Origin of the sequence: Staphylococcus sp. MB377 (assembly GCF_001922505.1) — a bacterium.
GTDB classification, from domain to species: domain Bacteria; phylum Bacillota; class Bacilli; order Staphylococcales; family Staphylococcaceae; genus Staphylococcus; species Staphylococcus haemolyticus.
Genome location: NZ_MAON01000007.1, coordinates 1 through 22,927, shown reverse-complemented (window position 1 = coordinate 22,927; position 22,927 = coordinate 1). Strand labels below are relative to the sequence as shown.

At 32.4% G+C, this 22,927-nt stretch carries 17 protein-coding genes, 2 pseudogenes and 1 other annotated feature; of the genes and pseudogenes, 14 read left to right on the top strand and 5 right to left on the bottom strand.

Translation table 11 applies throughout. The annotated features are described in order from the left end of the window. Positions 1-53 precede the first annotated feature (53 nt). On the bottom strand, positions 54-614 hold the full coding sequence (mnmM, locus tag BB045_RS01615) for a tRNA 5-(aminomethyl)-2-thiouridylate-methyltransferase MnmM (RefSeq protein WP_053025167.1): 561 nt from the start codon (positions 612-614) through the stop codon (positions 54-56). Beyond that, a complete protein-coding gene (gene mnmL / locus BB045_RS01610) occupies positions 611-1,570 on the bottom strand; it encodes a tRNA modification radical SAM protein MnmL/YtqA (protein ID WP_037552288.1) in 960 nt (319 codons plus the stop codon). Before mnmL ends, mnmM begins: the two co-directional genes overlap by 4 nt. A gap of 109 nt (positions 1,571-1,679) precedes the next feature. Between mnmL and BB045_RS01605 the strand changes: the two genes are divergently transcribed. The 3 genes from BB045_RS01605 (at position 1,680) to BB045_RS01595 (ending at position 5,915) form a co-directional block, all read left to right on the top strand. After that, positions 1,680-2,867 carry an MDR family MFS transporter gene (locus tag BB045_RS01605; RefSeq protein WP_070581348.1) on the top strand — a complete coding sequence of 396 codons (1,188 nt, stop codon included), beginning with the start codon at positions 1,680-1,682 and terminating at the stop codon, positions 2,865-2,867. Between the two features lie 68 nt (positions 2,868-2,935). Next, positions 2,936-3,121: a binding site (T-box leader), on the top strand. Between the two features lie 47 nt (positions 3,122-3,168). After that, positions 3,169-5,583, top strand: a complete 2,415-nt coding sequence (leuS, locus tag BB045_RS01600; protein WP_075140430.1) for a leucine--tRNA ligase — start codon at positions 3,169-3,171, stop codon at positions 5,581-5,583. A 20-nt stretch (positions 5,584-5,603) separates the two neighbouring features. Beyond that, complete coding sequence (locus tag BB045_RS01595; protein ID WP_037552296.1) at positions 5,604-5,915, top strand: rhodanese-like domain-containing protein; 312 nt, start codon at positions 5,604-5,606, stop codon at positions 5,913-5,915. 95 nt (positions 5,916-6,010) lie between these two features. Here the strand turns inward: BB045_RS01595 and BB045_RS11805 are convergent. Further along, positions 6,011-7,560: pseudogene (locus tag BB045_RS11805) on the bottom strand (IS3 family transposase); the annotation flags it as partial. Between the two features lie 227 nt (positions 7,561-7,787). Between BB045_RS11805 and BB045_RS01580 the strand changes: the two are divergent. The 3 genes and pseudogenes from BB045_RS01580 (at position 7,788) to BB045_RS12255 (ending at position 12,349) form a co-directional block, all read left to right on the top strand. Then, on the top strand, positions 7,788-11,375 hold the full coding sequence (locus BB045_RS01580; RefSeq protein ID WP_256722949.1) for a SasC/FmtB family protein: 3,588 nt from the start codon (positions 7,788-7,790) through the stop codon (positions 11,373-11,375). Then, positions 11,348-11,770: pseudogene (locus BB045_RS12260) on the top strand (DUF1542 domain-containing protein); the annotation flags it as partial. The gene BB045_RS01580 and the pseudogene BB045_RS12260, both read left to right, overlap by 28 nt. Positions 11,771-11,848: 78 nt before the next feature. Next, positions 11,849-12,349 carry a DUF1542 domain-containing protein gene (locus BB045_RS12255; protein WP_256722948.1) on the top strand — a complete coding sequence of 167 codons (501 nt, stop codon included), beginning with the start codon at positions 11,849-11,851 and terminating at the stop codon, positions 12,347-12,349. A 93-nt stretch (positions 12,350-12,442) separates the two neighbouring features. Here the strand turns inward: BB045_RS12255 and BB045_RS01575 are convergent, their stop codons facing one another. After that, a complete protein-coding gene (locus tag BB045_RS01575; RefSeq protein WP_053025161.1) occupies positions 12,443-13,702 on the bottom strand; it encodes a BaiN/RdsA family NAD(P)/FAD-dependent oxidoreductase in 1,260 nt (419 codons plus the stop codon). Between the two features lie 273 nt (positions 13,703-13,975). On the opposite strand from BB045_RS01575, the gene BB045_RS01570 reads away from it, so the two are divergent. From BB045_RS01570 to BB045_RS01535, 8 genes are all read left to right on the top strand, one after another. Then, positions 13,976-15,613 carry a putative polysaccharide biosynthesis protein gene (locus tag BB045_RS01570; RefSeq protein WP_053025160.1) on the top strand — a complete coding sequence of 546 codons (1,638 nt, stop codon included), beginning with the start codon at positions 13,976-13,978 and terminating at the stop codon, positions 15,611-15,613. Continuing rightward, positions 15,610-16,302: a pseudouridine synthase gene (locus tag BB045_RS01565; protein WP_053025159.1), complete on the top strand. Its 693-nt coding sequence runs from the start codon at positions 15,610-15,612 to the stop codon at positions 16,300-16,302. Before BB045_RS01570 ends, BB045_RS01565 begins: the two co-directional genes overlap by 4 nt. Positions 16,303-16,322: 20 nt before the next feature. Then, entirely contained in the window at positions 16,323-16,748 is a 426-nt protein-coding gene (locus tag BB045_RS01560) for a YtxH domain-containing protein (RefSeq protein ID WP_037551086.1), read from the top strand. A gap of 290 nt (positions 16,749-17,038) precedes the next feature. Next, the gene (locus BB045_RS01555; protein WP_070581856.1) at positions 17,039-18,448 is read left to right on the top strand and encodes a Cys-Gly-3M3SH dipeptidase; all 1,410 of its coding nucleotides are present in this window, start codon (positions 17,039-17,041) and stop codon (positions 18,446-18,448) included. Positions 18,449-18,451: 3 nt separating this feature from the next. Next, positions 18,452-19,300 carry a D-amino-acid transaminase gene (dat, locus tag BB045_RS01550; RefSeq protein ID WP_053025157.1) on the top strand — a complete coding sequence of 283 codons (849 nt, stop codon included), beginning with the start codon at positions 18,452-18,454 and terminating at the stop codon, positions 19,298-19,300. 455 nt (positions 19,301-19,755) lie between these two features. Continuing rightward, complete coding sequence (locus tag BB045_RS01545) at positions 19,756-20,547, top strand: phosphotransferase family protein (protein WP_053025156.1); 792 nt, start codon at positions 19,756-19,758, stop codon at positions 20,545-20,547. Between the two features lie 14 nt (positions 20,548-20,561). Further along, a complete protein-coding gene (gene trmB / locus BB045_RS01540; protein WP_037551081.1) occupies positions 20,562-21,212 on the top strand; it encodes a tRNA (guanosine(46)-N7)-methyltransferase TrmB in 651 nt (216 codons plus the stop codon). Positions 21,213-21,458: 246 nt separating this feature from the next. Next, positions 21,459-22,280, top strand: coding sequence for a YtnP family quorum-quenching lactonase (locus tag BB045_RS01535; protein ID WP_075140428.1), 822 nt, complete (start codon positions 21,459-21,461; stop codon positions 22,278-22,280). A gap of 137 nt (positions 22,281-22,417) precedes the next feature. Here the strand turns inward: BB045_RS01535 and BB045_RS01530 are convergent. Next, positions 22,418-22,927: transposase (locus BB045_RS01530; protein WP_142236916.1), on the bottom strand; the 510-nt coding region annotated here is incomplete at its 5' end.

Below are 22,927 nucleotides of genomic sequence, written 5' to 3'. Positions count from 1 at the left end.
TGGATTTTATATATTATTTAAAATTATGTCAGAGATGATGTATGATGTTAGGTTTAGCGTTTCTCAATCGCACATATAAATGGCGCATGATTCACTTGGTTCATAAATTGATATTTAAGAATATGAGCTTTCTCTTGATCAAAATGTTCTAAGAAATCTAATAAAGCATCTCGTTCAATTTGTCCTTCAGCATGCCCATGGTATATAACTAACACAATAATACCTTCAACACTTAAATAATCAAAAATGTTATTAATTGCTTTTATTGTAGTTTCAGGTCTTGTAACAATTGATTTATCACCCTTAGGTAAGTAGCCAAGGTTAAATATCGCTGCATCTATTTGACCTTTAAATTTAATGTCAATGTGGTTCTTAATGTTTTCATGACCATCACGAATTAATGTTACATTATGATATTCTTTCACTTTTTCGAAAGTTAACTGAATTGCTGAGTCTTGTATATCTAAACCAAAAACATGACCATTTGGAACCTGTTGTGCAAGAAACAACGTGTCATTACCATTCCCACAAGTAGCATCAATGACAATACTATCTTGTTTAATATGATCTTTTATTAACGTTTTTGAAAAGGGGAGAATACGTTCTAATTTCATGAGTTAACCTTTACCTCAGATGTATAATGTTTACCCTGATAGGAGTTGCGTCGTGCTAATTCATCATCAATTTCATTTAAAACTTCCCATTTATTAACACTCCACATAGGACCAATCATTAAATCAATTGGACCATCTCCAGTAATTCGATGAATAATCATTTCAGGTGGTAAAATTTCTAATTGATCGCATACTAGATTGGTATAGTCTTCTTGAGACATAAACTCAAGCATTCCTTTTTCATATTGTTTAACCATTGGTGTCCCTTTTAATAAATGAAGTAAATGAATTTTAATGCCTTGAACATCCATTTGAGCTACTTCACGTGCAGTTTCCATCATCATTTGATAGTCTTCACCAGGTAAGCCATTAATAATATGAGTACACACATTAATGTTTTGTTTTCTTAATTTAGCAACGCCTTCATAATAAGTTTGCATATCATGAGCACGGTTAATTAAGTCTGAAGTTTCTTGATGTACAGTTTGTAAACCTAATTCTACCCATAAATAAGTACGTTCATTTAACTCGGCTAAGTATTCTACTACATCATCAGGTAAACAATCTGGTCTGGTTGCTATAGATAAACCTACAACACCTTCTTCTTTTAAGACAGGCTCATACTTTTCTTTTAATACTTCTACTGGTGCATGCGTATTCGTGAAAGCTTGGAAATAGGCAATATATTTACCTTCACTCCATTTTTCATGCATCCTATCTTTAATTTGTTGAAATTGAACTTCAATTGGATCAGCTCTGTTACCAGCAAAGTCACCGCTACCTGCGGCTGAACAGAATGTGCATCCACCATGTGCAACTGTGCCATCTCGGTTAGGACAGTCAAATCCACCATCAAGTGCTACTTTGAAAATCTTTTGACCAAATTTATTTTTTAAATGGTAATTCCATGTATGATATCGTTTATTTTCAAAGGCATACGGGAAATAGTTACCCATAACACATTTTCCTTTCTATCTAACTTAGTTCTAAGTAAAGATTTTAACATACTTTAATGTTATAGTGTTTAATGTAGTTCAACAAAAATATAAAGAGGGGACTAAAAATATGAATATACCTAGATCAGTATGGTGGCTAGTTATAGGCATGGCGCTAAATATAACTGGCTCTAGCTTTTTATGGCCTTTAAACACAATTTATATGAAAGAAGAGCTTGGTAAGAGCCTGACTATTGCTGCGATTGTTCTAATGGTTAATTCATTCGGAATGGTAGTCGGAAATTTACTAGGAGGTTCATTATTTGATAAATTAGGTGGTTATCGAACAATTATGATCGGTACCGTTACATGTTTAATCAGTACTACGCTTTTAAACTTCTTCCATGGATGGCCATGGTATGCTGTTTGGTTAGTATTGTTAGGTTTTGGTGGCGGAATGATAGTTCCCGCGATATATGCAATGGCTGGTGCAGTTTGGCCTAACGGGGGGAGAACGACTTTCAATGCAATATACTTAGCTCAAAATATTGGTGTAGCAACCGGTGCAGCTATGGGTGGTTTCGTTGCGGAATTAAGCTTTAATTATATTTTCTTAGCAAACTTGATTATGTACGTCTTGTTTGGAATTATAGCGATAACTCAATTTAATCTTGAATATCATGCTAAAATCAGAACACCTGATAGTCTAGATATCCATAGCAAAGAGAATAAAAAACGTTTCATTGCACTCTTACTACTGTGTGTAATGTTTGCTATTTGTTGGATTGCTTACATTCAATGGGAAACTACAATTGCATCATTCACTCAAGAATTAAATATTTCTATGTCGCAATACAGTATATTATGGACAGTGAATGGTATTATGATTTTAGTTGCTCAACCGTTAATAAGACCAGCAATTATTTTATTAAAAGGTAATTTAAAATATCAAATGTTAGTTGGTATTTTAATTTTTATGCTTTCATTCTTTGTAACTAGTTTTGCCGAACAATTTACTGTATTTTTAATAGGAATGATTATATTAACTTTTGGTGAAATGTTTGTTTGGCCAGCAGTACCAACTATAGCTAATTATTTAGCACCAGAAGGAAAACAAGGTCAATATCAAGGTGTCGTAAATTCAGCTTCAACTGTTGGTAAAGCATTTGGGCCATTAATAGGTGGGGTATTAGTTGATACCTTTAATATGAGTGCGATGTTCATTGGCATCATGTTCTTATTAATTGTAGGGATTATTTTCCTTTCAATCTTTGATAAAGGGCTGCCAAAAGGAAAACAATCGCGACAATCAAGATAGAAGTTTTATTTATACATGAGTTTAAACAAAATAGTAACTACCACTTGCAATTAGTGCTTGAATCTCATAATATTAAAATGTATTGGAGTAGTAACTTAAGTACTTTTCATCAGAGAGCTAGTGGTGGTGAGAACTAGTGTTAAGAATTAAGTGAACTTACCGTTATTCGATTAAATTATAAACATCTCTTACTATTATAAAGTGCACAATTTTTGTGAATTAGGGTGGTACCGCGGCTAAAAGTCGTCCCTTTAATAAATAATAGTTTGAGGTGTTTTTTTATTTATAGGAGGAAAAAGATTTGGGATATAATCACAAGGAAATTGAGAAAAGATGGCAAAATTATTGGGCAGACAACAAAACGTTTAAAACGAGTGATAATCTAGGACAAAAGAAATTTTATGCATTAGATATGTTCCCTTATCCATCTGGAGCAGGTTTACACGTAGGGCATCCAGAAGGTTACACAGCTACTGATATTGTGTCTAGATATAAACGTATGCAAGGTTATAATGTACTTCATCCAATGGGATGGGATGCTTTTGGATTACCTGCTGAACAATATGCATTAGATACTGGTAATGATCCTAGGGGATTTACAAAGCAAAATATTCAAACTTTTAAACGTCAAATACAAGAATTAGGTTTCAGTTATGATTGGGATAGAGAGGTAAATACTACTGACCCTGAATATTACAAATGGACACAATGGATTTTTATCCAACTGTATAATAAAGGTTTAGCCTATGTAGATGAAGTTGCTGTCAACTGGTGTCCAGCGTTAGGAACTGTTCTATCTAATGAAGAAGTTGTTGATGGAGTTTCTGAACGTGGAGGACATCCAGTATATAGACGACCTATGAAGCAATGGGTATTAAAAATTACAGAATATGCTGACCGATTATTAGAAGATTTAGATGAACTTGACTGGCCAGAATCTATTAAAGACATGCAACGTAATTGGATTGGACGTTCAGAAGGTGCGCGTGTTTCTTTTAAAATTGAAAATGAAGATGCTAGTATTGATGTGTTTACAACGAGACCAGATACAATTTACGGTACAACTTTCTTAGTATTAAGTCCGGAACATGATCTCGTAAATGTTATTACTTCTGAAGATAAATTAGAAGAAGTAAAAAAATATCAAGAAGACGCATCTAAAAAATCTGACCTTGAACGAACAGATTTAGCCAAAGATAAATCAGGTGTCTTCACAGGTGCTTATGCTATAAATCCACTATCAGGTGAGCAATTACCAATTTGGATTGCGGATTATGTACTTTCTAGCTATGGTACAGGCGCAGTCATGGCTGTGCCCGCGCATGATGAACGTGATCACGAGTTTGCAACTAAATTTGATTTACCTATTATCGAAGTCATTGAAGGCGGCAATGTGCAAAAAGAGGCATATACTGGTAAAGGTCAACATGTTAACTCAGGAGAACTTAATGGTTTAGATAATGAAGCGGCTATTGCTAAAGCAATTGCATTACTAGAAACGAATGGTGCTGGAGAGAAAAAAGTAAATTATAAATTAAGAGATTGGCTATTCAGCAGACAACGTTATTGGGGTGAACCAATACCAGTTATTCATTGGGAAGATGGTACTATGACTACAGTTCCAGAAGAAGAGTTACCACTTTTACTACCAGAAACTGATGAGATTAAACCTTCTGGTACAGGTGAATCTCCATTAGCTAATATCGATGAGTTTGTGAATGTTGTTGATGAAAAGACAGGCATGAAGGGTCGTCGTGAAACTAATACTATGCCACAATGGGCAGGAAGTTGCTGGTATTACTTAAGATATATCGATCCTCATAATAGTAATATGTTAGCTGACCCAGAAAAATTAAAACACTGGTTACCAGTAGATTTATACATTGGTGGGGTAGAACATGCTGTACTTCACTTACTGTATGCTAGATTCTGGCACAAAGTTCTTTACGATTTAGGAGTAGTACCTACTAAAGAGCCGTTCCAAAAATTATTTAATCAAGGTATGATACTTGGTGAAGGTAACGAGAAAATGAGTAAGTCTAAAGGCAACGTAGTTAATCCAGATGATATTGTAGATTCACACGGTGCTGATACATTGCGATTATATGAAATGTTTATGGGACCATTAGATGCAGCTATTGCCTGGAGTGAAAATGGTCTTGATGGTTCAAGACGTTTCTTAGACCGTGTTTGGAGACTATTCATCAATGAAGACGGTTCATTATCAAATAAAATAGTTGAAAATAAGGATAATGGATTAGATAAAGTTTATAATCAAACTGTTAAAAAAGTTACAGAAGACTTCAACACATTAAACTTTAATACTGCGATAAGTCAATTAATGGTATTTATTAATGATTGCTATAAAGCAGAAACGATTTATCAACCATATGCTGAAGGCTTTGTAAAAATGCTGGCTCCAATTGCGCCACATATTGGTGAGGAATTATGGAACCGTTTAGGTAATGAAGACACTATTACTTATCAACCATGGCCAACATATGATGAATCATTACTTGTAGATTCAGAGGTTGAAATTGTAGTACAAGTGAACGGCAAAGTAAGAGCAAAATTAAATATTCCTAAAGATACTTCTAAAGATGAAATGGAAACATTAGCATTACAAGATGAAAATGTTAAACTATCGATTGAGGGTAAAGACATTAAAAAAGTAATTGCAGTCCCTCAAAAACTTGTTAACATCGTTGCAAAATAATAATATAAGGAGTTTTAATAATGGAATCTATTACAGTAGATCAATTAAAAGAAAAAGTATTAGAATCTAATCCAGTGAATATTGTGGACGTTCGTACAGATGAAGAAACTGCAATGGGAGTCATTCCTGGAGCTAAAACAATTCCTATGGATCAAATTCCTGACAACTTAAATCATTTTAATAAAAGTGAAACATATTATATTATTTGTGCCGCAGGAATGCGTAGTGCAAAAGTTGTAAAATATTTAGAAGATCAAGGTGTACATGCTATTAATGTTGAAGGTGGCATGAATGAGTGGGGTACTGAAGGTACAGTTATTGATAGCATCTAATTAACATTAAGAGGCTGTGAACTGCACCCAGTCAAGTAGACAATTAAATAATTAAAATGAATGGTTGATTTTGTTTTTAGACAAAATCGGCCATTTTTTAATGTAATTCTTTCTGTATTAAAGAAATGAATGTATTTTTCTATTTGTTGCTTTGCCTCTTCAACATTATTAAAAATAAATCGTTTGTTGCCTTTGAAAATCTCACTTTTAATCGTCCCCCAAACCCATACCATAGGACCATTATCTATACATCTACTAACACGAGACATACTATGAAACATACCGTTTTGTTCTAACTTATATTTAAATAACTTGGAAGTATACTGAAAACCACAGTCACTATGAAACAACATACCTTTGGTATTTTGAACTTGTTGGACTGCTTTCTCCAATGTGCTGAAAACTAACATATTATTATTAGATAAGTCTAGTTCATAGCTAACAATTCGCTTAGTCCCTAGATCATAAATAGCACTTAGATAAATTTTACGACCATCTTTGATTTTAAATTCTGTGACATCTGTTAACCAAGTTGTATTCGGTGATGCAACTTCAAATTGGCGATTGAGTATATTGACTGCTGTAATTTGTGGTGTTGAACGACGGTAAGGTTTGCGCTTAAATCGTATTACTGCAGCTAATTTGAGTGTTTTCATCAAACGGTAAACACGTTTGTAATTTACTTTTTTATTTAAATATTTTCTAATATAGATATAAACACGGCGATATCCATATATGCCCTTATATTTATGATAAATGGTTTCAATGTTTTGTTTAAGTTGTTCATTGTCCATTTCTCGTTTAGTAGGTTTACGATGGCACCACTTATAATAACTTGACCTAGAAATACCTAATACATGACATAATTGTCGAATCGGATATTGATTCTTTAACGTTTCGCTTGTTTTGTACGACGTGATTTGTTGTCTTTACGAATCATCTCCCTTTCTAATTAGTTGTACTTTTTTAAAACATTATTTTCCATTTCTAGTAATCGATTACGTTCTTTTAATACTCTGATTTCTGCTTCTTTTTGCTCTTCTGATGTCAATATAGATTGCGGTTTGCCTTTGCCACGGCCATCTACTAATCCATCACTTCCATTAGCTTGATATTTTTGGACCCACTGATAAATTTGGCCGTATGTGATATTAAAGTGTTCTGCAACTTCTCTATAAGATTGTTTGTGATTTAAGTAATATTCAACAATTGCGACACGTTCTTCGAATGTGGTTTGTCTTGCTTTCATGATATACACCTCAGATTTAGGAGATTGTTTTTTAATCTCTTTTCCTTCAGTATCTATTTTTATCCAACTTTTAACTTGTGTCGAACTACGAATATTGTGTTTTATGGCGAGATCTTGAGCGGATTGATTTGAATTAAAACATTCATTTACAATTTTTAATTTCAAATCCTTGGGATAATAATTGTACTGAGCTTTTGGAAGTAGTGTTTCAATCCCATGAGTTTTATAATACTTGTATTTTGGATATAAAGTATTGATATTAATATCTATTTTTAATGTATCGATTAAATACTGGAATGAAACACCTTTTTCATATTCTTGAAACATATATAGTAGTAAGTCTACATCTACTTTAGGATGGCTTGGCATAAAAAAGCTCCCTTCAAAGTTTTTCATTTTTTCAATGTCTACTTTGAAGGGAGCATATCACTGACTAATATGTCAGTCTCTTTTTTTGTGATCATATTTTATAATATTTTTAAAAGAATAATTAAATATACACTAGCGTACAATAATCAATAGTGATAGAATAATTTCGTAAGTGGTCAAATAGTGTACAGACTATATTTTGACTAATTCATTAAATCAAAGACATCAAGATTAGACTACAAGGAGGATATTTAATGAATCTATTTAAAAAACAAAAATTCAGTATACGTAAATTTACAGTTGGGACGTTCTCAACAGTGATTGCTACTCTAGCATTTATCACTCACACAGGACATGCAGCTGGATTAGATGAGCATAGTCAATTAGCTCAACCAAAAATTACTGAATCAAAAAATACGGAAAACTTAAATCAACATCAACCAGATGCTATTAAAGATTCATCTAAAAGTGAATCTAAGACAGATGATAATACTACTTTAAATAGAGAGGCTGTTAGTGAGACTACTGAAGTTCCAAATAAAACTCAAACTACAAATAGCGCAGAAAATATAAATAGCACTGAAATATCTGACAAAGATAAAGATAATAATGTTGATACAAATCAACCAATTCTAGAGAATAATAAATCCAATAAGGATAGTAAAGCGACAACAGTTCACAAACGAGCGAAACGTGATGCTAATGATGTAACTTCAAATACTCAAACACAACAAGACCCAATGGCTATTAATGAAACAAACTCAGGTCAAGTCGTTAACGGTAACTTTACTGATACATCTAACGGAGCTGAAATTCCAACAGCAAATACAGAATCTGCAATGGATGAAGCAAGTAAGATTCCTGGATGGAAAGTAGTCAATAGCCAACAAACACAAATACCATTAGTATGGGGACCAAAAGTCTTACCATCATACACTTATATCACATTCGATAAGACTAATAATAAAATTGGTGCTGTATTATCTAAGTATAGCGATAATTTATCTTACGGAAGACCAGATAATAGTGTAGGACCGATATATCAAGATATCGATGTTACACCTGGTTCTGAATTACAATTTCATTACTTAGGTTCCTCAATAGGTAATATTTCTGGGTTTAATAGTGCACGCATGTATATATATGATGCTAATAATCCATCAACATTATTGTATAAAGGTACGCCTAAAACAAGTAACCAAGCTTTCGGTATTTTTAAAGGTGTTTTTAATGTACCTGAAAACATTTCAAGAATCAGATTACAATTTGAGTCTTTAGTGAATGTCAGTCATGACACTTATAATGGACATCGTTTACTTAAAGGTCCTAATAACTTTGGTGGTGGTGTAGTTGCGGATGTTTCTGTTAATACTGGTGCTTATTTAACAGTGAGTGCAGTTCAAACTGAATACCAAGCTAACTCTACATCTGATAGTTCACCTGTTGTAAATGCTAAATTAAATGTTTCTATTGAGAACAAAGGTCACTCTAGTTCTAACAAAACACAATATAAAGTTGTATTACCTGAAGGGGTGACTTTTGTCTCAGCTGAGAATGCAACTGGTACATTTAATGAAGGTACTAGAGAACTTACGCTTAATATTAATCCAATAGATACTGGTACTACTCGAAATATTTCTTATACTGTATCAATACCTACTACAGTTCCAATTAAAAAGGATTTTAATGCGAATCTAATTTATCAAACTGAAGGTATTAACATGAACCGTAAAAATGGTTCAAGAGACTTTTCTGTGCAAACACCTGGTGACAACAACTACTTAAGATATGGTGGTAATAATGAATTTATTATTACTGAGAGTGATCAAAGACAAGGTAGTACAATAGCTCCAACGCAATCTGTAACTGTCAATATGTATAAAGATGCCATTAATAGTAAAATAAGTGAAATTGAAACTGAACTTGGTCAGGTTAATCAAAGTAATTATTCTACAGAAGCATGGAACAATCTACAAACAGCACTCACAAGTGCAAAGGCTGTAAAAAATGAAACAGATGCTACACCATTAACCGATAGAAAGAACCAAGCAGAAATCAATAACTTATTATTAAACTTAGAGAAAGCAAAAGCTAAATTTGATATAGATAAAGCAGCTAAAGCTAGAGAAAGTGTTATCAATAGTAATACTGAAGCTACAACTGAAGAAAAACAAGCTGCTTTAACCAAATTACAAAATAAATATAACGAGAATAAAGCTGAAATTGATAAATTAACTATTAGTAATGATATCGCTCCACTAAAAGAAAGCAGTATCTCTCAAATCAATTCAATTAATGTAACCGCTACTAAAAAAGCTGAAGCTAAACAAGCAATTGAAGCGGCTTTAACCCAACGTAAAGTATACATTGACGGTCATTATGATGCGACACAAGAAGAAAAAGAGGTAGCAATGAATAAAGCTACTGAAGAAGCAAATAAAGCAAAAGCTTTAATTGATCAAGCTACATCAAACAATGATGTAGATCAAGCGCAAACTAATGGTATAGATATTATTAATACTATTGATGCGGTTGTTACAAAAAAAGCAAATGGTAAAAAGGCTATAGAACAAGCAGCTGAAGCGAAAAAAGCTTTAATTAATCAATTGAGTGATGCTACACAAGAAGAAAAAGATGCAGCAATTCAAAGGGTAACAGATGAAGTTAGAAAAGCTGACAGACTCATAGACCAATCTACCACTAATGATGGTGTTGATGAATTTCAAGCGCATGGTATTAGTGCAATTAGCAATATTCAACCAGAAATAGTAAAAAAATCAGATGCTAAACAATCGATTGATATAGCGGTCTTAAATCAAAAGGCATTAGTAAATAATAATAATGAGGCTACTCAAGAAGAGAAAGATGTAGCTTTAGCCAAAATTGATGAAGCGGCTAAACAAGCAAAGGCTGCAATTGATGCTGCAACTACAAATAACTCAGTAGATGAAGCAACAACCAACAACACTACAATAATTTCTGGACTTCTTCCTGATACGGTTAAGAAAGCAGCAGCAAGAAAAGCAATTGACGATGCTGCAACTGCAAAAAAAGAAGCTATTAATAATACGCCGAATGCGACAGAAGAAGAAAAAGTAGCGGCAAAAGCTAAAGTGGATGATGCAGTAACAACAGCGAAGAAAGCAATAGACCAAGCAACAAATAACACCGGTGTAGATAACGCAAAAACAAATGGCGTAGAAGCAATCAATCAAGTGCAACCAACGGTTATTAAGAAAGACGAAGCGAAAGCAGCGATAGACAAGGCCACTGAAGCGAAGAAAGCGGAAATTGATCAAACACCAAATGCGACAGATGAGGAGAAAGCAATGGCAAAAGCGAAAGTTGATGAAGCAGCAAATAATGCGAAAGCGTCAATAGACCAAGCGAGAAATAACAATGATGTAGATAACGCAAAAACAAATGGCGTAGAAGCAATCAATCACGTCCAACCGACGGTTGTTAAAAAAGATGAAGCAAAAACAGCGATTGATAATGTAGCACAAGCGAAGAAAGCGGAAATTGATCAAACACCAAATGCAACAGAAGAAGAAAAAACAGCAGCGAAAGCGAAAGTTGATGAAGCAGCAAATAATGCGAAAGCGTCAATAGACCAAGCGAGAAATAACAATGATGTAGATACTGCAAAATCAAATGGCGTAGAAGCAATTAATCACGTCCAACCAACGGTTGTTAAAAAAGACGAAGCAAAAACAGCGATTGATAATGCAGCACAAGCGAAGAAAGCGGAAATCAATCAAACACCAAATGCGCAGAAGAAGAAAAAGCAGCAGCGAAAGCGAAAGTTGATGAAGCAGCAAATAATGCGAAAGCGTCAATAGACCAAGCGACAAATAACGCTAGCGTAGATAACGCAAAAACAAATGGAATAGAAGCAATCAATCACGTCCAACCAACGATTGTTAAGAAAGACGAAGCAAAAACAGCGATTGATAATGCAGCACAAGCGAAGAAAGCGGAAATCAATCAAACACCAAATGCGACAGAAGAAGAAAAAGTAGCGGCAAAAGCTAAGGTCGATGAAGCAGTAACAGAAGCGAAGAAAGCAATAGACCAAGCGAGAAATAACGGTGATGTAGATAACGCAAAAACAAATGGCGTAGAAGCAATCAATCACGTCCAACCGACGGTTGTTAAAAAAGATGAAGCGAAAACAGCGATTGATAATGCAGCTAGAACTAAAAAAGCAGAAATCGATCAAACGCCAAATGCGACAGAAGAAGAAAAAGCAGCAGCGAAAGCGAAAGTCGATGAAGCAGTTAAAATTGCGAAAGAAAAAGCGATCAAACATCTTATGGATATTGCAACAAAACAAAAAGCAAAAATTGATTCAAATCAATTTGCAACTGATGAAGAAAAATCGACTGCGAAACATAAGATTGATCAAATTATAAATAAAGCTTACGCAGCAATCAAAAAAGCAAAAAGTAATAGTGAAGTAAATAATATTGATGATAAATATAGTAAGTTAATTTCAGAAACAAATACTATAGCTAAAGCTATACATGATACTCTATTAAAGCAAATTGTTGAAGAAAAAGAGGTTAAACTTAATAATATTAAATTTAATATTGTACAAAGTACTGAAAAAGTGAATGAAATACAAAAAGAAGAATCTAAAAATAAAAAAGAAAAAGTAAATTATAAATTAGAAGTAACTAAGTTTAATGGAAGCTCACAACTGCCTAATACAGGTGTGAATATGACATCTAACGTCGTACCATTAACTCAACTATCCTTAATAAGTGGATTATTCTTGCTATTAATATCAAAACGAAGAAAAAATGCTAAATAAGATTGAATTGCACTATTTTTGACAATCAAATTAAAGATTAATAGAACTTCCTTCAAACATTTTGAATACCAATATGTTTGAAGGAAGTTCTTTTTATTCTATTTGAAATATGGCTGCTTCATTTCCCGCTACATGGCCGGTAACTAAAGCACTTGTGATATTATATCCTCCAGTATAACCGTGAATATCTAAGACTTCACCACATAAAAATAGTCCTGGTTGAATTTTAGACATCATTGTTTTAGGCAAAATTTCTTTTAAACTTACACCACCACCAGTTACAAACGCTTTATCAATTGGTAGTGTCCCATTAACTTCAAAAGTAAACGCTTTAAAGCATTCAACTAATTGTTTAAGTTGCTGATTTGATAAATGATGAAAAGTAGTATTTTCATCAATTTGAGCTTGTTTTAGCATAAATAGAAGATACCTTTCTTCTATTAACCCTCTCAAACTATTTTTTATATATTTGTCAGGTTCTTCACTTAAGATGGATGTTATCTTCTCTTCTAGTAGATGATTTTTAAATTCTGGAAACACATCTAATTGCATTTTAATCTCTTTTTTCTTTTGGTTTTTTTGTTCTTTATAAACAAATTGACTACATCTTAGCGCTGCAGGACCACTTATACCAAAGTGAGTGAATATCATATCCATTTTATGACTTATTCTTTTTTTACCATTTTTCTTAAGTACAGATAATTCTACGCCTTTTAGGCTTAAACCTTTAAGTTCTTTAGATTTAATAAAGGACTCTGCTGAAGTTATAGGGACTTCAGTAGGGAAGAGTTCAGTGATACTATGTCCTAATTTTTTAGCAAACTTATAGCCATCACCCGTTGAACCTGTTTGAGGGACACTAGTTCCACCTGTTGCAATAATGACACTTTTACTTAAAAAAATACCTTTATCAGTTATAACGTTAAAAGTCCCGTTATCTTCTACGTTAATATCATTGACGATAGTTTCCTCTTTTATGTCAACTTTATTTTGTTTAATGGTATTTACAAGTGTATCAACTACATCTTGAGATTTATTTGTGACAGGGAACATACGCCCATGGTCTTCTTCTTTTAATTTGACGCCTCTGGATTCAAAGAAGTTAATTATAGATTCATTATCAAATACTGAAAAGGGGCTATATAAAAATTTTCCATTACCAGGGATATTTTTTATTATTTCTGCGTAAGGTAAACGATTTGTAACATTACATCTACCACCACCTGAAATTTTAAGTTTTCTACCCAGACCTTTTTTCTTCTCTAATAAGAGTACATTTTGACTTTGTTCTGATGCAGCAACCGCTGCCATAAGCCCACTAGGTCCACCACCTATAATAATCGTTTGATACATAGAGTAACCTCCATTTGTTAATCATAGTTCTCTTATTATAAATTAAAATACGTTTGAATTCTCAATAAATTTAGTTATAATTTAAGATTGGTTCATCATTAATTAATTATATATCTTGATTTATTATGCGTTTAAACTTAAATTTAGTAAAACTATTAAAGTAATTAGTAAACAATTAGTATTTTGTGATATATTTTATAGTAATGCAAGCCCTTAAAAATTACAGGTTTTAAATTAAATAATTTGATTATTAAAAAGGCAGGAAGATTAAATATGAGTGAAAATAAGGAAATGGTAAGAGGTACCTTTCTTATTACATTAAGTATTCTTATTACTAAAATTTTAGGTGTACTTTTTGTAATTCCTTTTTATGCCATTATGGGTGCAAATGCGGAAGAAAAGTTAGCACCATTCAACTATGCTTATGTTCCATATAATATTGCAATTGCTGTAGCAACCGCAGGCATACCGTTAGCTGCTTCAAAATTTGTAGCTAAATATAATGCCTTAGGTGCGTATAAAGTCGGACAAAAATTGTATAAATCGAGTTTTATAGTGATGTCCATTTCTGGAATAATTGGATTTTTAATATTATTCTTCTTAGCACCAGACATTGCTGCTTTAACGTTAGGACGTAAAGAAGGCAAAGGCGGTTGGACAATCGATGATATCACATGGATTATCCGAGTTATTAGTATGGTAGTTATGTTTATACCATTACTTGCTACTTGGCGTGGAGTATTTCAAGGTTATGAATCTATGGGTCCTACAGCAGTTTCAGAAGTAACAGAACAAATTGCTAGAATAGTTTTTATTCTTATAGGTAGTTTTTTAGTATTAAATGTTTTTCATGGTTCTTATCTACAAGCAAATGGTATAGCAACATTTGCAGCTGCTATAGGTGCAATTGCTGGTTTGTTAACGCTTTGGTATTACTGGCGTAGACGTAAACCTCATATTCAAAAAATGGTTGCTTCTGATCATACCGGTTTGGACGTGCCATACACAAAAATGTATAAGGAAATTATTTCATATAGTATTCCATTTGTTATTGTGAGTTTGAATTTTCCTTTATTTAATTTAGTGGATCAATTTACACATAATAATGCATTAGATGCAGCAGGGTTTCATGCGAATAAGGACTATTTCTTTACAATTTTAAACTTTACAACAAATAAAATTGTTATGATCCCAACATCTTTAGCTGCTGGATTTGCTGTTAGTTTAATACCATTTATTACCAAAACTTTTGCAGAGGGTCGCTTAAATGAAATGCATCGCCAAATTAAAACTTCAATTGGTGTATTGATGTATATAACAGTTCCGGCAAGTCTAGGTATAATGGCATTGTCTTCACCGTTATATACAGTATTTTATCAATACAATCCAGATGGTAATAAAATATTATTTTATTATGCGCCTGTTGCAATATTAATTTCTTTATTGAGTGTTACTGCCTCAATGTTACAAGGAATAAACAAACAAAAATTAACAGTTTTTGTAATTTTAGGCTCAGTATTTGTTAAATTAATCTTAAATATTCCTTTAATTATGATATTCCATACATCAGGAGCTGTTTTAAGTACTGCAATCGCATTAACGGTTGCCAATGTTGCAAACTTAATGATTTTAAAAGTTTATGCCAAGTTCCACTTTACTGATACATTGGTTCAAGTTGCTAAAATTTTCATTTATAGTTTAATCATGATGATAAGTGTTGAAGTAGTCTACTTCTTACTAAGCTTATTTATTTCTGTAGATCGAAAATCTGGTGCATTTATAATACTAATTATAGGGGTTATAGTTGGTGGACTGATTTATGGAACAATTACAATCAAGAACAGATTAGCTGATGAGTTTTTAGGGGATTTACCTGGTAAGATTCGTCGTAAAGTTGGATTCCTAAAATGAGATTAGATAAATTTTTAGCAAACATGGGTGTTGGAACGCGTACTGAAGTTAAACAACTTTTAAAAAAAGGAAAGGTCACAGTTAATACTTCAGTCGAGAAGTCACCTAAATCTTATATTAACCCCACAGAAGATATGGTTTGTGTAAATGAAAAGCAAGTTGAGTTCGTTAATAATGTTTATATTATGCTAAATAAGCCAAAAGGTTATATTTCAGCCACACACGATGAATCAAATCGAACAGTAATTGATTTAATTCCGGAATACCAACATCTAAATATCTTTCCAGTTGGAAGGCTAGACAAGGATACTGAAGGTTTACTACTCATTACAAATGATGGTCAATTTAGTCATGATTTAATGAGTCCCTCTAAACATGTTTCTAAGACATATGAAGTGACATCGCAAAATCCCGTTACTAAAGCTGATATTGACGCATTTAAGAGAGGTATCATCCTTTCTGACGGTCCAGTCAAACCAGCACAATTAACTAGAATAAATGAAACTACATCACAGGTTACAATTTATGAAGGTAAATATCATCAAGTTAAAAGGATGTTTCACGCCATTGAAAATGAGGTATTAGAATTAAAACGTCTTAAAATCGCTAAGTTGGCGTTAGATGAAAATCTCAAATCTGGAGAGTATAAGTTACTTTCAGATAAAGAATTAAAACTTTTACAGCATTAACAAAGGAGAAGGTGTTTAATATGGCTAAAACTACAGGTTTATTTAGAATAATTGCTGGTGTTGGCGCTGCAGCTGCAGCAGTAGTATTATCTCGAAAAGAAAGTAGAGATAAATTAAAAGAACAATATAATAAATATAAAGAAGATCCAGAGGGATACAAAGAAAGCGCAAGAGGCTTAGCAAGTCAATTAAGTTCTAAAGCTAATGAAACAATTCAAGAAGTTAAAAATAATCCTCAAGACTATGCTAATCGTTTAAAAAATGATCCAAAATCATTTTTAGAAGAAGAAAAATCAAAATTTACTAATTTAGATGCTAATAAAGAAGATTCATTAGAAGAAGGTAAATTTGATGATGAAGGTGGCGCAACTGTTAATAACAATTTAAGAGTTGTCACTGAAGAAGACTTAAAGAAAAATAATAATGCATTAGAAGATAAAGATTAATCTTGATTTTATCTAAGATGTTTTTGAACCTGAACATTGAAAAATGTATTAGGTTCTTTTTTATTTAATAAGAAGATACATTTGAAAACAAGTAACTATAATTATTACTAAACATGCTAACGTACAATCTTGTTAAATATAACTCCATATAAGGGTGTCAAATGTATAAATTTAATATAGTTAATAATATTTTTTATAAAATCTATAAATATTCTGACATCTTACTGTAATTTATCTCCATAGTTATGTAAAATAAAATGTATATCTATTGAAAAGGAAGTTGATCTCGAATGTGGAAAGAAAAAGTTCAAGAATATGAAGGTCAAATTATCGATGATTTGAAAGGTCTACTTTCAATTGAGAGTGTCAGAGATGATTCAAAAGCATCTGATGAAACTCCAGTTGGTCCTGGACCACGACAAGCACTCGATTATATGTACGAAATTGCACAAAGAGATGGTTTTTCTACCCATGATGTAGATCACATTGCAGGCAGAATTGAAGCGGGCAAGGGTGACGATGTATTAGGCGTTTTATGCCACGTTGACGTTGTACCCGCCGGAGATGGTTGGGATTCAGACCCATTTAACCCAGTTGTAACTGATGATGCAATTATTGCTAGAGGTACGTTAGATGATAAAGGTCCTACAATAGCTGCTTATTATGCAGTTAAAATTTTAAATGATATGAAAGTTGATTGGAAGAAACGCATTCATATCATTATAGGTACGGATGAAGAATCCGATTGGAGATGTACTGAAAGATATTTCCAAACTGAAGAAATGCCTACATTAGGATTTGCACCAGATGCAGAATTTCCAGCTATTCATGGTGAAAAAGGTATAACAACTTTCGATTTAGTCCAAAATAGCACTTCTGAAGACCAAGATGAACCAGATTATGAATTAATATCGTTTGAATCTGGACAACGTTATAATATGGTGCCAGATCATGCACAAGCTAGAGTATTTGTAAAAGAAAATATGACAGACGTTGTACAACATTTTGAACACTACTTAGACCAAAATAAATTACAGGGTGAGAGTGTTGTTGATAGTGGTGAGTTAATTTTAACGCTAGAAGGTAAAGCTGTTCATGGTATGGACCCTTCATTAGGAGTTAATGCCGGTTTATATTTATTAGATTTCTTATCAACATTAAATTTAAATCAAACGGCAAGAGAGTTTGTAGACTTTAGTAATCGTTATCTTCATGAATCACACTTTGGTGAGAAAATGGGTATGAAATTCCATACAGACGTCATGGGTGATGTAACAACAAATGTTGGTATAATTTCTTACGACAATAAACAAGGTGGACGTTTTGGCATAAACTTACGCTATCCTCAAAAATTTGAGTTTGAAGAAGCAATACAACGATTTACAAAAGAAATTAAAGCATATGGATTTGACCTTGAATTAGGAAAAGTTCAACAACCTCATTTTGTAGACAAAAATGATCCATTTGTACAAAAATTAGTTAAAGCTTATAGAAATCAAACTGGTGATATGTCTGAACCATATACAATAGGTGGAGGAACATATGCTAGAAATCTTGATAAAGGTGTAGCGTTTGGGGCTATGTTTGAAGATTCAGAGGATTTAATGCATCAAAAGAATGAGTATATTACTAAAAAGCAATTGTTCAACGCGACAAGTATCTATTTAGAAGCAATTTATTCGCTATGTGTGGAGGGATAATCTATGACAAAAGTTTTTATTAACGGCGAATTTATCGACCAAAATGAAGCTAAAGTATCTTATGAAGACCGTGGTTATTTATTTGGTGATGGGATTTATGAATACATTAGAGCATATGATGGGAAATTATTTACAGTAACAGAACACTTTGAACGATTTATTAGAAGTGCAAGTGAAATTCAATTAGATTTAGGCTATACTGTCGAAGAATTAATAAATGTAGTTAGAGAATTATTAAAAGTAAATAATATTCAAAATGGTGGTATCTATATTCAAGCTACGCGTGGTGTAGCACCAAGAAATCACTCGTTCCCAACTCCAGAAGTAAAGCCGGTTATTATGGCATTTGCTAAAAGTTATGATCGTCCATATGATGATTTAAAAAATGGTATTAATGCAGCTACTGTTGAAGATATTAGATGGTTACGTTGTGATATTAAAAGTTTAAACCTTCTAGGAAATGTGCTTGCAAAGGAATATGCGGTTAAATACAATGCTGGTGAAGCAATTCAACATAGAGGGGAAACTGTTACAGAAGGCGCTTCTAGTAATGTATATGCGATTAAAGATGGTGCCATTTATACGCATCCTGTTAATAATTACATTTTAAATGGTATTACTCGTAAGGTTATTAAATGGATTTCTGAAGATGAAGATATTCCTTTTAAAGAAGAAACATTTACTGTTGAATTCTTAAAAAATGCTGATGAAGTCATTGTTTCTAGTACATCTGCTGAAGTGACACCAGTTGTTAAGATTGATGGTGAACAAGTTGGTGACGGTAAGGTAGGTCCTGTTACTCGTCAATTACAAGAAGGCTTTAATAAATATATTGAATCTAGAAGTAGTTAATTCATTAAAATAATTAAATTGAAGAGCGTACTAATTCTTAAAAGATAGAATTATAGTACGTTCTTTTTTATTTTTCAGTGTGAATAAATTAAATGAATTAAATTAAAAATACTCAGTTTAAAGATATGAAAATGTGTTATAATGAAACCTAAAGATTGAATCGAATTTTAGCTAGTATCGACTAGTAAAATGTATCTTTTTGTTTCTCATTTTCAGTTGAAAAAGAAGGCTAAAAATTATAAAATCAACATTGAGTGATAAAAGAGACGTATTTATTTAAATAAGTGTTAGGGGACAATAACATATTATTTAAAATTATGACTTATATGTAAAAACATAACTATTTTGAAATATATAATCTTTTTTCCAACAAATGATTATAATAAATTAGAATATATGGCTCTTGAAAACTATATTTCTCGAGCCATTTTCTAATTGAAAGTGAGGTGAACGAGTTGGAGCAGTTTTATCAATTAGGGTGGACACTTGATTCTGCAGGTGGCGCTTCAGGTGAAGCATACATGGCTGAACAAGATGGACAAAAGCTATTTTTAAAGCGTAATTCTAATCCATTTATAGCAGCGCTCTCAGCTGAGGGGATTGTACCTAAATTGGTTTGGACTAAACGTATTGAAACAGGTGAAGTAGTTACAGCGCAACATTGGAAAAATGGCAGAGAACTAGAAACTGATGAAATGTATCAATCACGAGTTGCTGCATTATTAAAAAAGATTCATGGTTCAAAACCTTTACTCAATATGCTTAAACGAATGGAAATGGAACCAATCACACCTAATATTATGTTAAAAAAGATTAATGCTTCATTATCAAGAGAAGTATTAACACATCATATTATTCGCAAATCATTAACATATTTAGAAGAACACATACCTAACCTAGATTCTCGCTTTTTTACTGTTGTACACGGAGATGTGAATCATAATAATTGGTTATTATCTGATCGGGATGAGTTGTTCTTAGTAGATTGGGAAGGTGCAATGATTGCTGATCCTGCAATTGATATTGGAATGCTGCTTTATAACTACGTTCCCGAAAAAAACTGGTCAGACTGGTTTAAAACATACGGTGTAGAAGAGAGCATTGAATTAAACAAGCGTATGAAATGGTATACGGTAATTCAATCAATCGGAATGGTTCAGTGGTATGAAGAACAGAAAAGATTTAAAGATATGAATAATTGGTTAAAATTCTTAAATGAGGTTATGAATAGTAATTTATTTATCTAAGGGAGATTTCGTGTATGAGAGTTCGCTATAAACCATGGGCGGAAGATTATTTGAAAGAACATCCTAATTTAGTTGATATGGATGGGGTGCATGCTGGAAAAATGTCAGAGTGGTTTGATAAAGAGCAACCGATTTATATAGAAATTGGATCTGGTATGGGGCAATTTATAACAACACTAGCTTCTAAATTCCCAGAAATAAACTTTGTTTCTATGGAACGTGAAAAAAGTGTAATGTATAAAGTGTTGGATAAAGTGAAGGAACTAAACCTGACAAATTTAAAAATGATATGTAATGACGCTATAGAGTTAAATGAGTATTTTAATGATGGTGAAGTCTCTCGAATCTATTTAAATTTCTCAGATCCTTGGCCAAAAAAAAGGCACGCTAAACGTCGATTGACATATCATACTTTTTTAGCTTTATATCAACAAATTTTAAAAGAAGATGGAGAAATTCATTTTAAAACGGATAATAGAGGTTTATTCGCTTTCAGTTTAGAAAGTATGTCGCAATATGGGATGTACTTTACGAAGTTAAATCTAAATCTACATGACGAAGATGATGAAGATAATATTTTGACAGAATATGAAAAGAAATTTTCTGAAAAAGGTTCTAGAATTTATCGTATGGAAGCGAAATTTCATAAATCTATTAAACATTAGTTAGTAAAATTTCAATAATAAGTACTATTGAAATAATGTATTACAAATATTAAATTAGTGATAGAATGATGAAATTAACAACAATAAAATATACTCAATTCTAATCACCCTACAGGAGTGGTACAATGATTCATTATGAATGATGTACCACTCCTGTTTATTTATTTTTAAAGTGGATATTGTATTATAACTTAGATTGATATCTGAACACTTAATAGATAAAAAGACAAATGGAAGGTGTTTAATATGAAATTAGGCGCATTTAACATCAATTATTTAAATGGTGGTATGACGCAAATGGATGGTGGGGCCATATTTGGAGTAGTTCCTAAACCATTATGGACTAAACGATATGCTGTTAATGAGAAAAACCAAGTTCCAAATTTAACTTACCCAATTTTAATTCAAACAGGGGATAAAAATATTTTGATTGATGCTGGAATTGGTAATCATAAATTAACTGATAAACAACTTAAAAATTATGGTGTCATGTATGAAAGTCAAATACATGATGAACTAGAAAAATTAAATTTAAATGTTGAAGATATAGATATGGTACTTATGTCCCATATGCATTTTGATCATGCCACAGGTCTAACAGATGTTGACGGCAACTCAATTTTTTCGAAAGCTACTCATTTTGTGCAACAAGACGAGTGGCATGAATTTATAAGCCCTAACATACGTAGTAAGGCAACTTATTGGGAAATCAATAGAGGTACTTATGAAAATAAATTAATACTTTTTGATAAAAAGGTTGAAGTTTATCCAGGCATTCATATGAAGCACGTGGGTGGTCATAGTTATGGACAATCAATTATTACGATTGAAAGTGAAGGAGAGAGAGCTGTCCATATGTCTGATATTATGCCTACGAATGCACATATTAATCCATTATGTGTTATGGCATATGACGATTATCCAATGCAATCCATTCGAGAAAAAGAAAGATTAATTCCCTATTACATTTATCAAGATTATTGGTTCTTGTATTATCATGATAATGTATTCTTCGCGGCTCAGTATGAACTTGATGGCAAAACAATCAAGCAGTCAATTAAGCGTTAATGATTGACTAGTGAAATGTTGGATTTAGGCTTGCTTTAATAATTGAAATTACATGTAAAGTAAAAAATGGTAAGAGGAGTGGGCATACTTTAATTCGGCTCTACGTCAAATCGGACTGATGAGTCCAAATATTGAGATTAAGCAACCTTAGGTTGTTTAATCTCTTTTTTTGTTGTTGAGGCAAATAGTCGCGAAGTTATAATAATTCGATTACGCAAATTATCATAATTTCTATAACCAAAAGATACCCTTTTAATGAGTTTGATTTTATTATTAATTCCTTCTAACGGACCGTTGGTCAGGTTAGAATATGTCATAGTATTTTCAATGAAAGCTGCTAATCGTCTTAAAGTTCTAATGACTGGGCGTAATTTAGGACACACATCTGAAAGATGAATAGAAAAGAGTTTATAATTAAATTTCTCTACTTGATTTTCTTTTAATAATCTTCTTAGCTCATGAACGTAGTGATATGTATTAAATAATTCTACATCTACACCTAATAAGTAATTTATAATGCCTTTTTCGGTTTTCCACTCTTTAAATAAATGGACTTTATGATAATTAAATGCTTCTAGCGTTTCAAAAGGTTTAAGAAATAGTTTCCAATAACTTTTATATTTATTATAAAGCGGTCTATTAGAGGT

Coding starts and splice junctions, on each gene's coding strand:
- BB045_RS01575 (WP_053025161.1), bottom strand. CDS start 13,702: ATGTATCAAACGATTATTATAGGTGGTGGACCTAGTGGGCTTATGGCA.
- BB045_RS01565 (WP_053025159.1), top strand. CDS start 15,610: ATGAGATTAGATAAATTTTTAGCAAACATGGGTGTTGGAACGCGTACT.
- BB045_RS01535 (WP_075140428.1), top strand. CDS start 21,459: ATGAAATTAGGCGCATTTAACATCAATTATTTAAATGGTGGTATGACG.
- BB045_RS01560 (WP_037551086.1), top strand. CDS start 16,323: ATGGCTAAAACTACAGGTTTATTTAGAATAATTGCTGGTGTTGGCGCT.
- mnmM (WP_053025167.1), bottom strand. CDS start 614: ATGAAATTAGAACGTATTCTCCCCTTTTCAAAAACGTTAATAAAAGAT.
- dat (WP_053025157.1), top strand. CDS start 18,452: ATGACAAAAGTTTTTATTAACGGCGAATTTATCGACCAAAATGAAGCT.
- BB045_RS01580 (WP_256722949.1), top strand. CDS start 7,788: ATGAATCTATTTAAAAAACAAAAATTCAGTATACGTAAATTTACAGTT.
- BB045_RS01570 (WP_053025160.1), top strand. CDS start 13,976: ATGAGTGAAAATAAGGAAATGGTAAGAGGTACCTTTCTTATTACATTA.
- BB045_RS12255 (WP_256722948.1), top strand. CDS start 11,849: ATGGATATTGCAACAAAACAAAAAGCAAAAATTGATTCAAATCAATTT.
- BB045_RS01595 (WP_037552296.1), top strand. CDS start 5,604: ATGGAATCTATTACAGTAGATCAATTAAAAGAAAAAGTATTAGAATCT.
- BB045_RS01605 (WP_070581348.1), top strand. CDS start 1,680: ATGAATATACCTAGATCAGTATGGTGGCTAGTTATAGGCATGGCGCTA.
- BB045_RS01555 (WP_070581856.1), top strand. CDS start 17,039: ATGTGGAAAGAAAAAGTTCAAGAATATGAAGGTCAAATTATCGATGAT.
- mnmL (WP_037552288.1), bottom strand. CDS start 1,570: ATGGGTAACTATTTCCCGTATGCCTTTGAAAATAAACGATATCATACA.
- trmB (WP_037551081.1), top strand. CDS start 20,562: ATGAGAGTTCGCTATAAACCATGGGCGGAAGATTATTTGAAAGAACAT.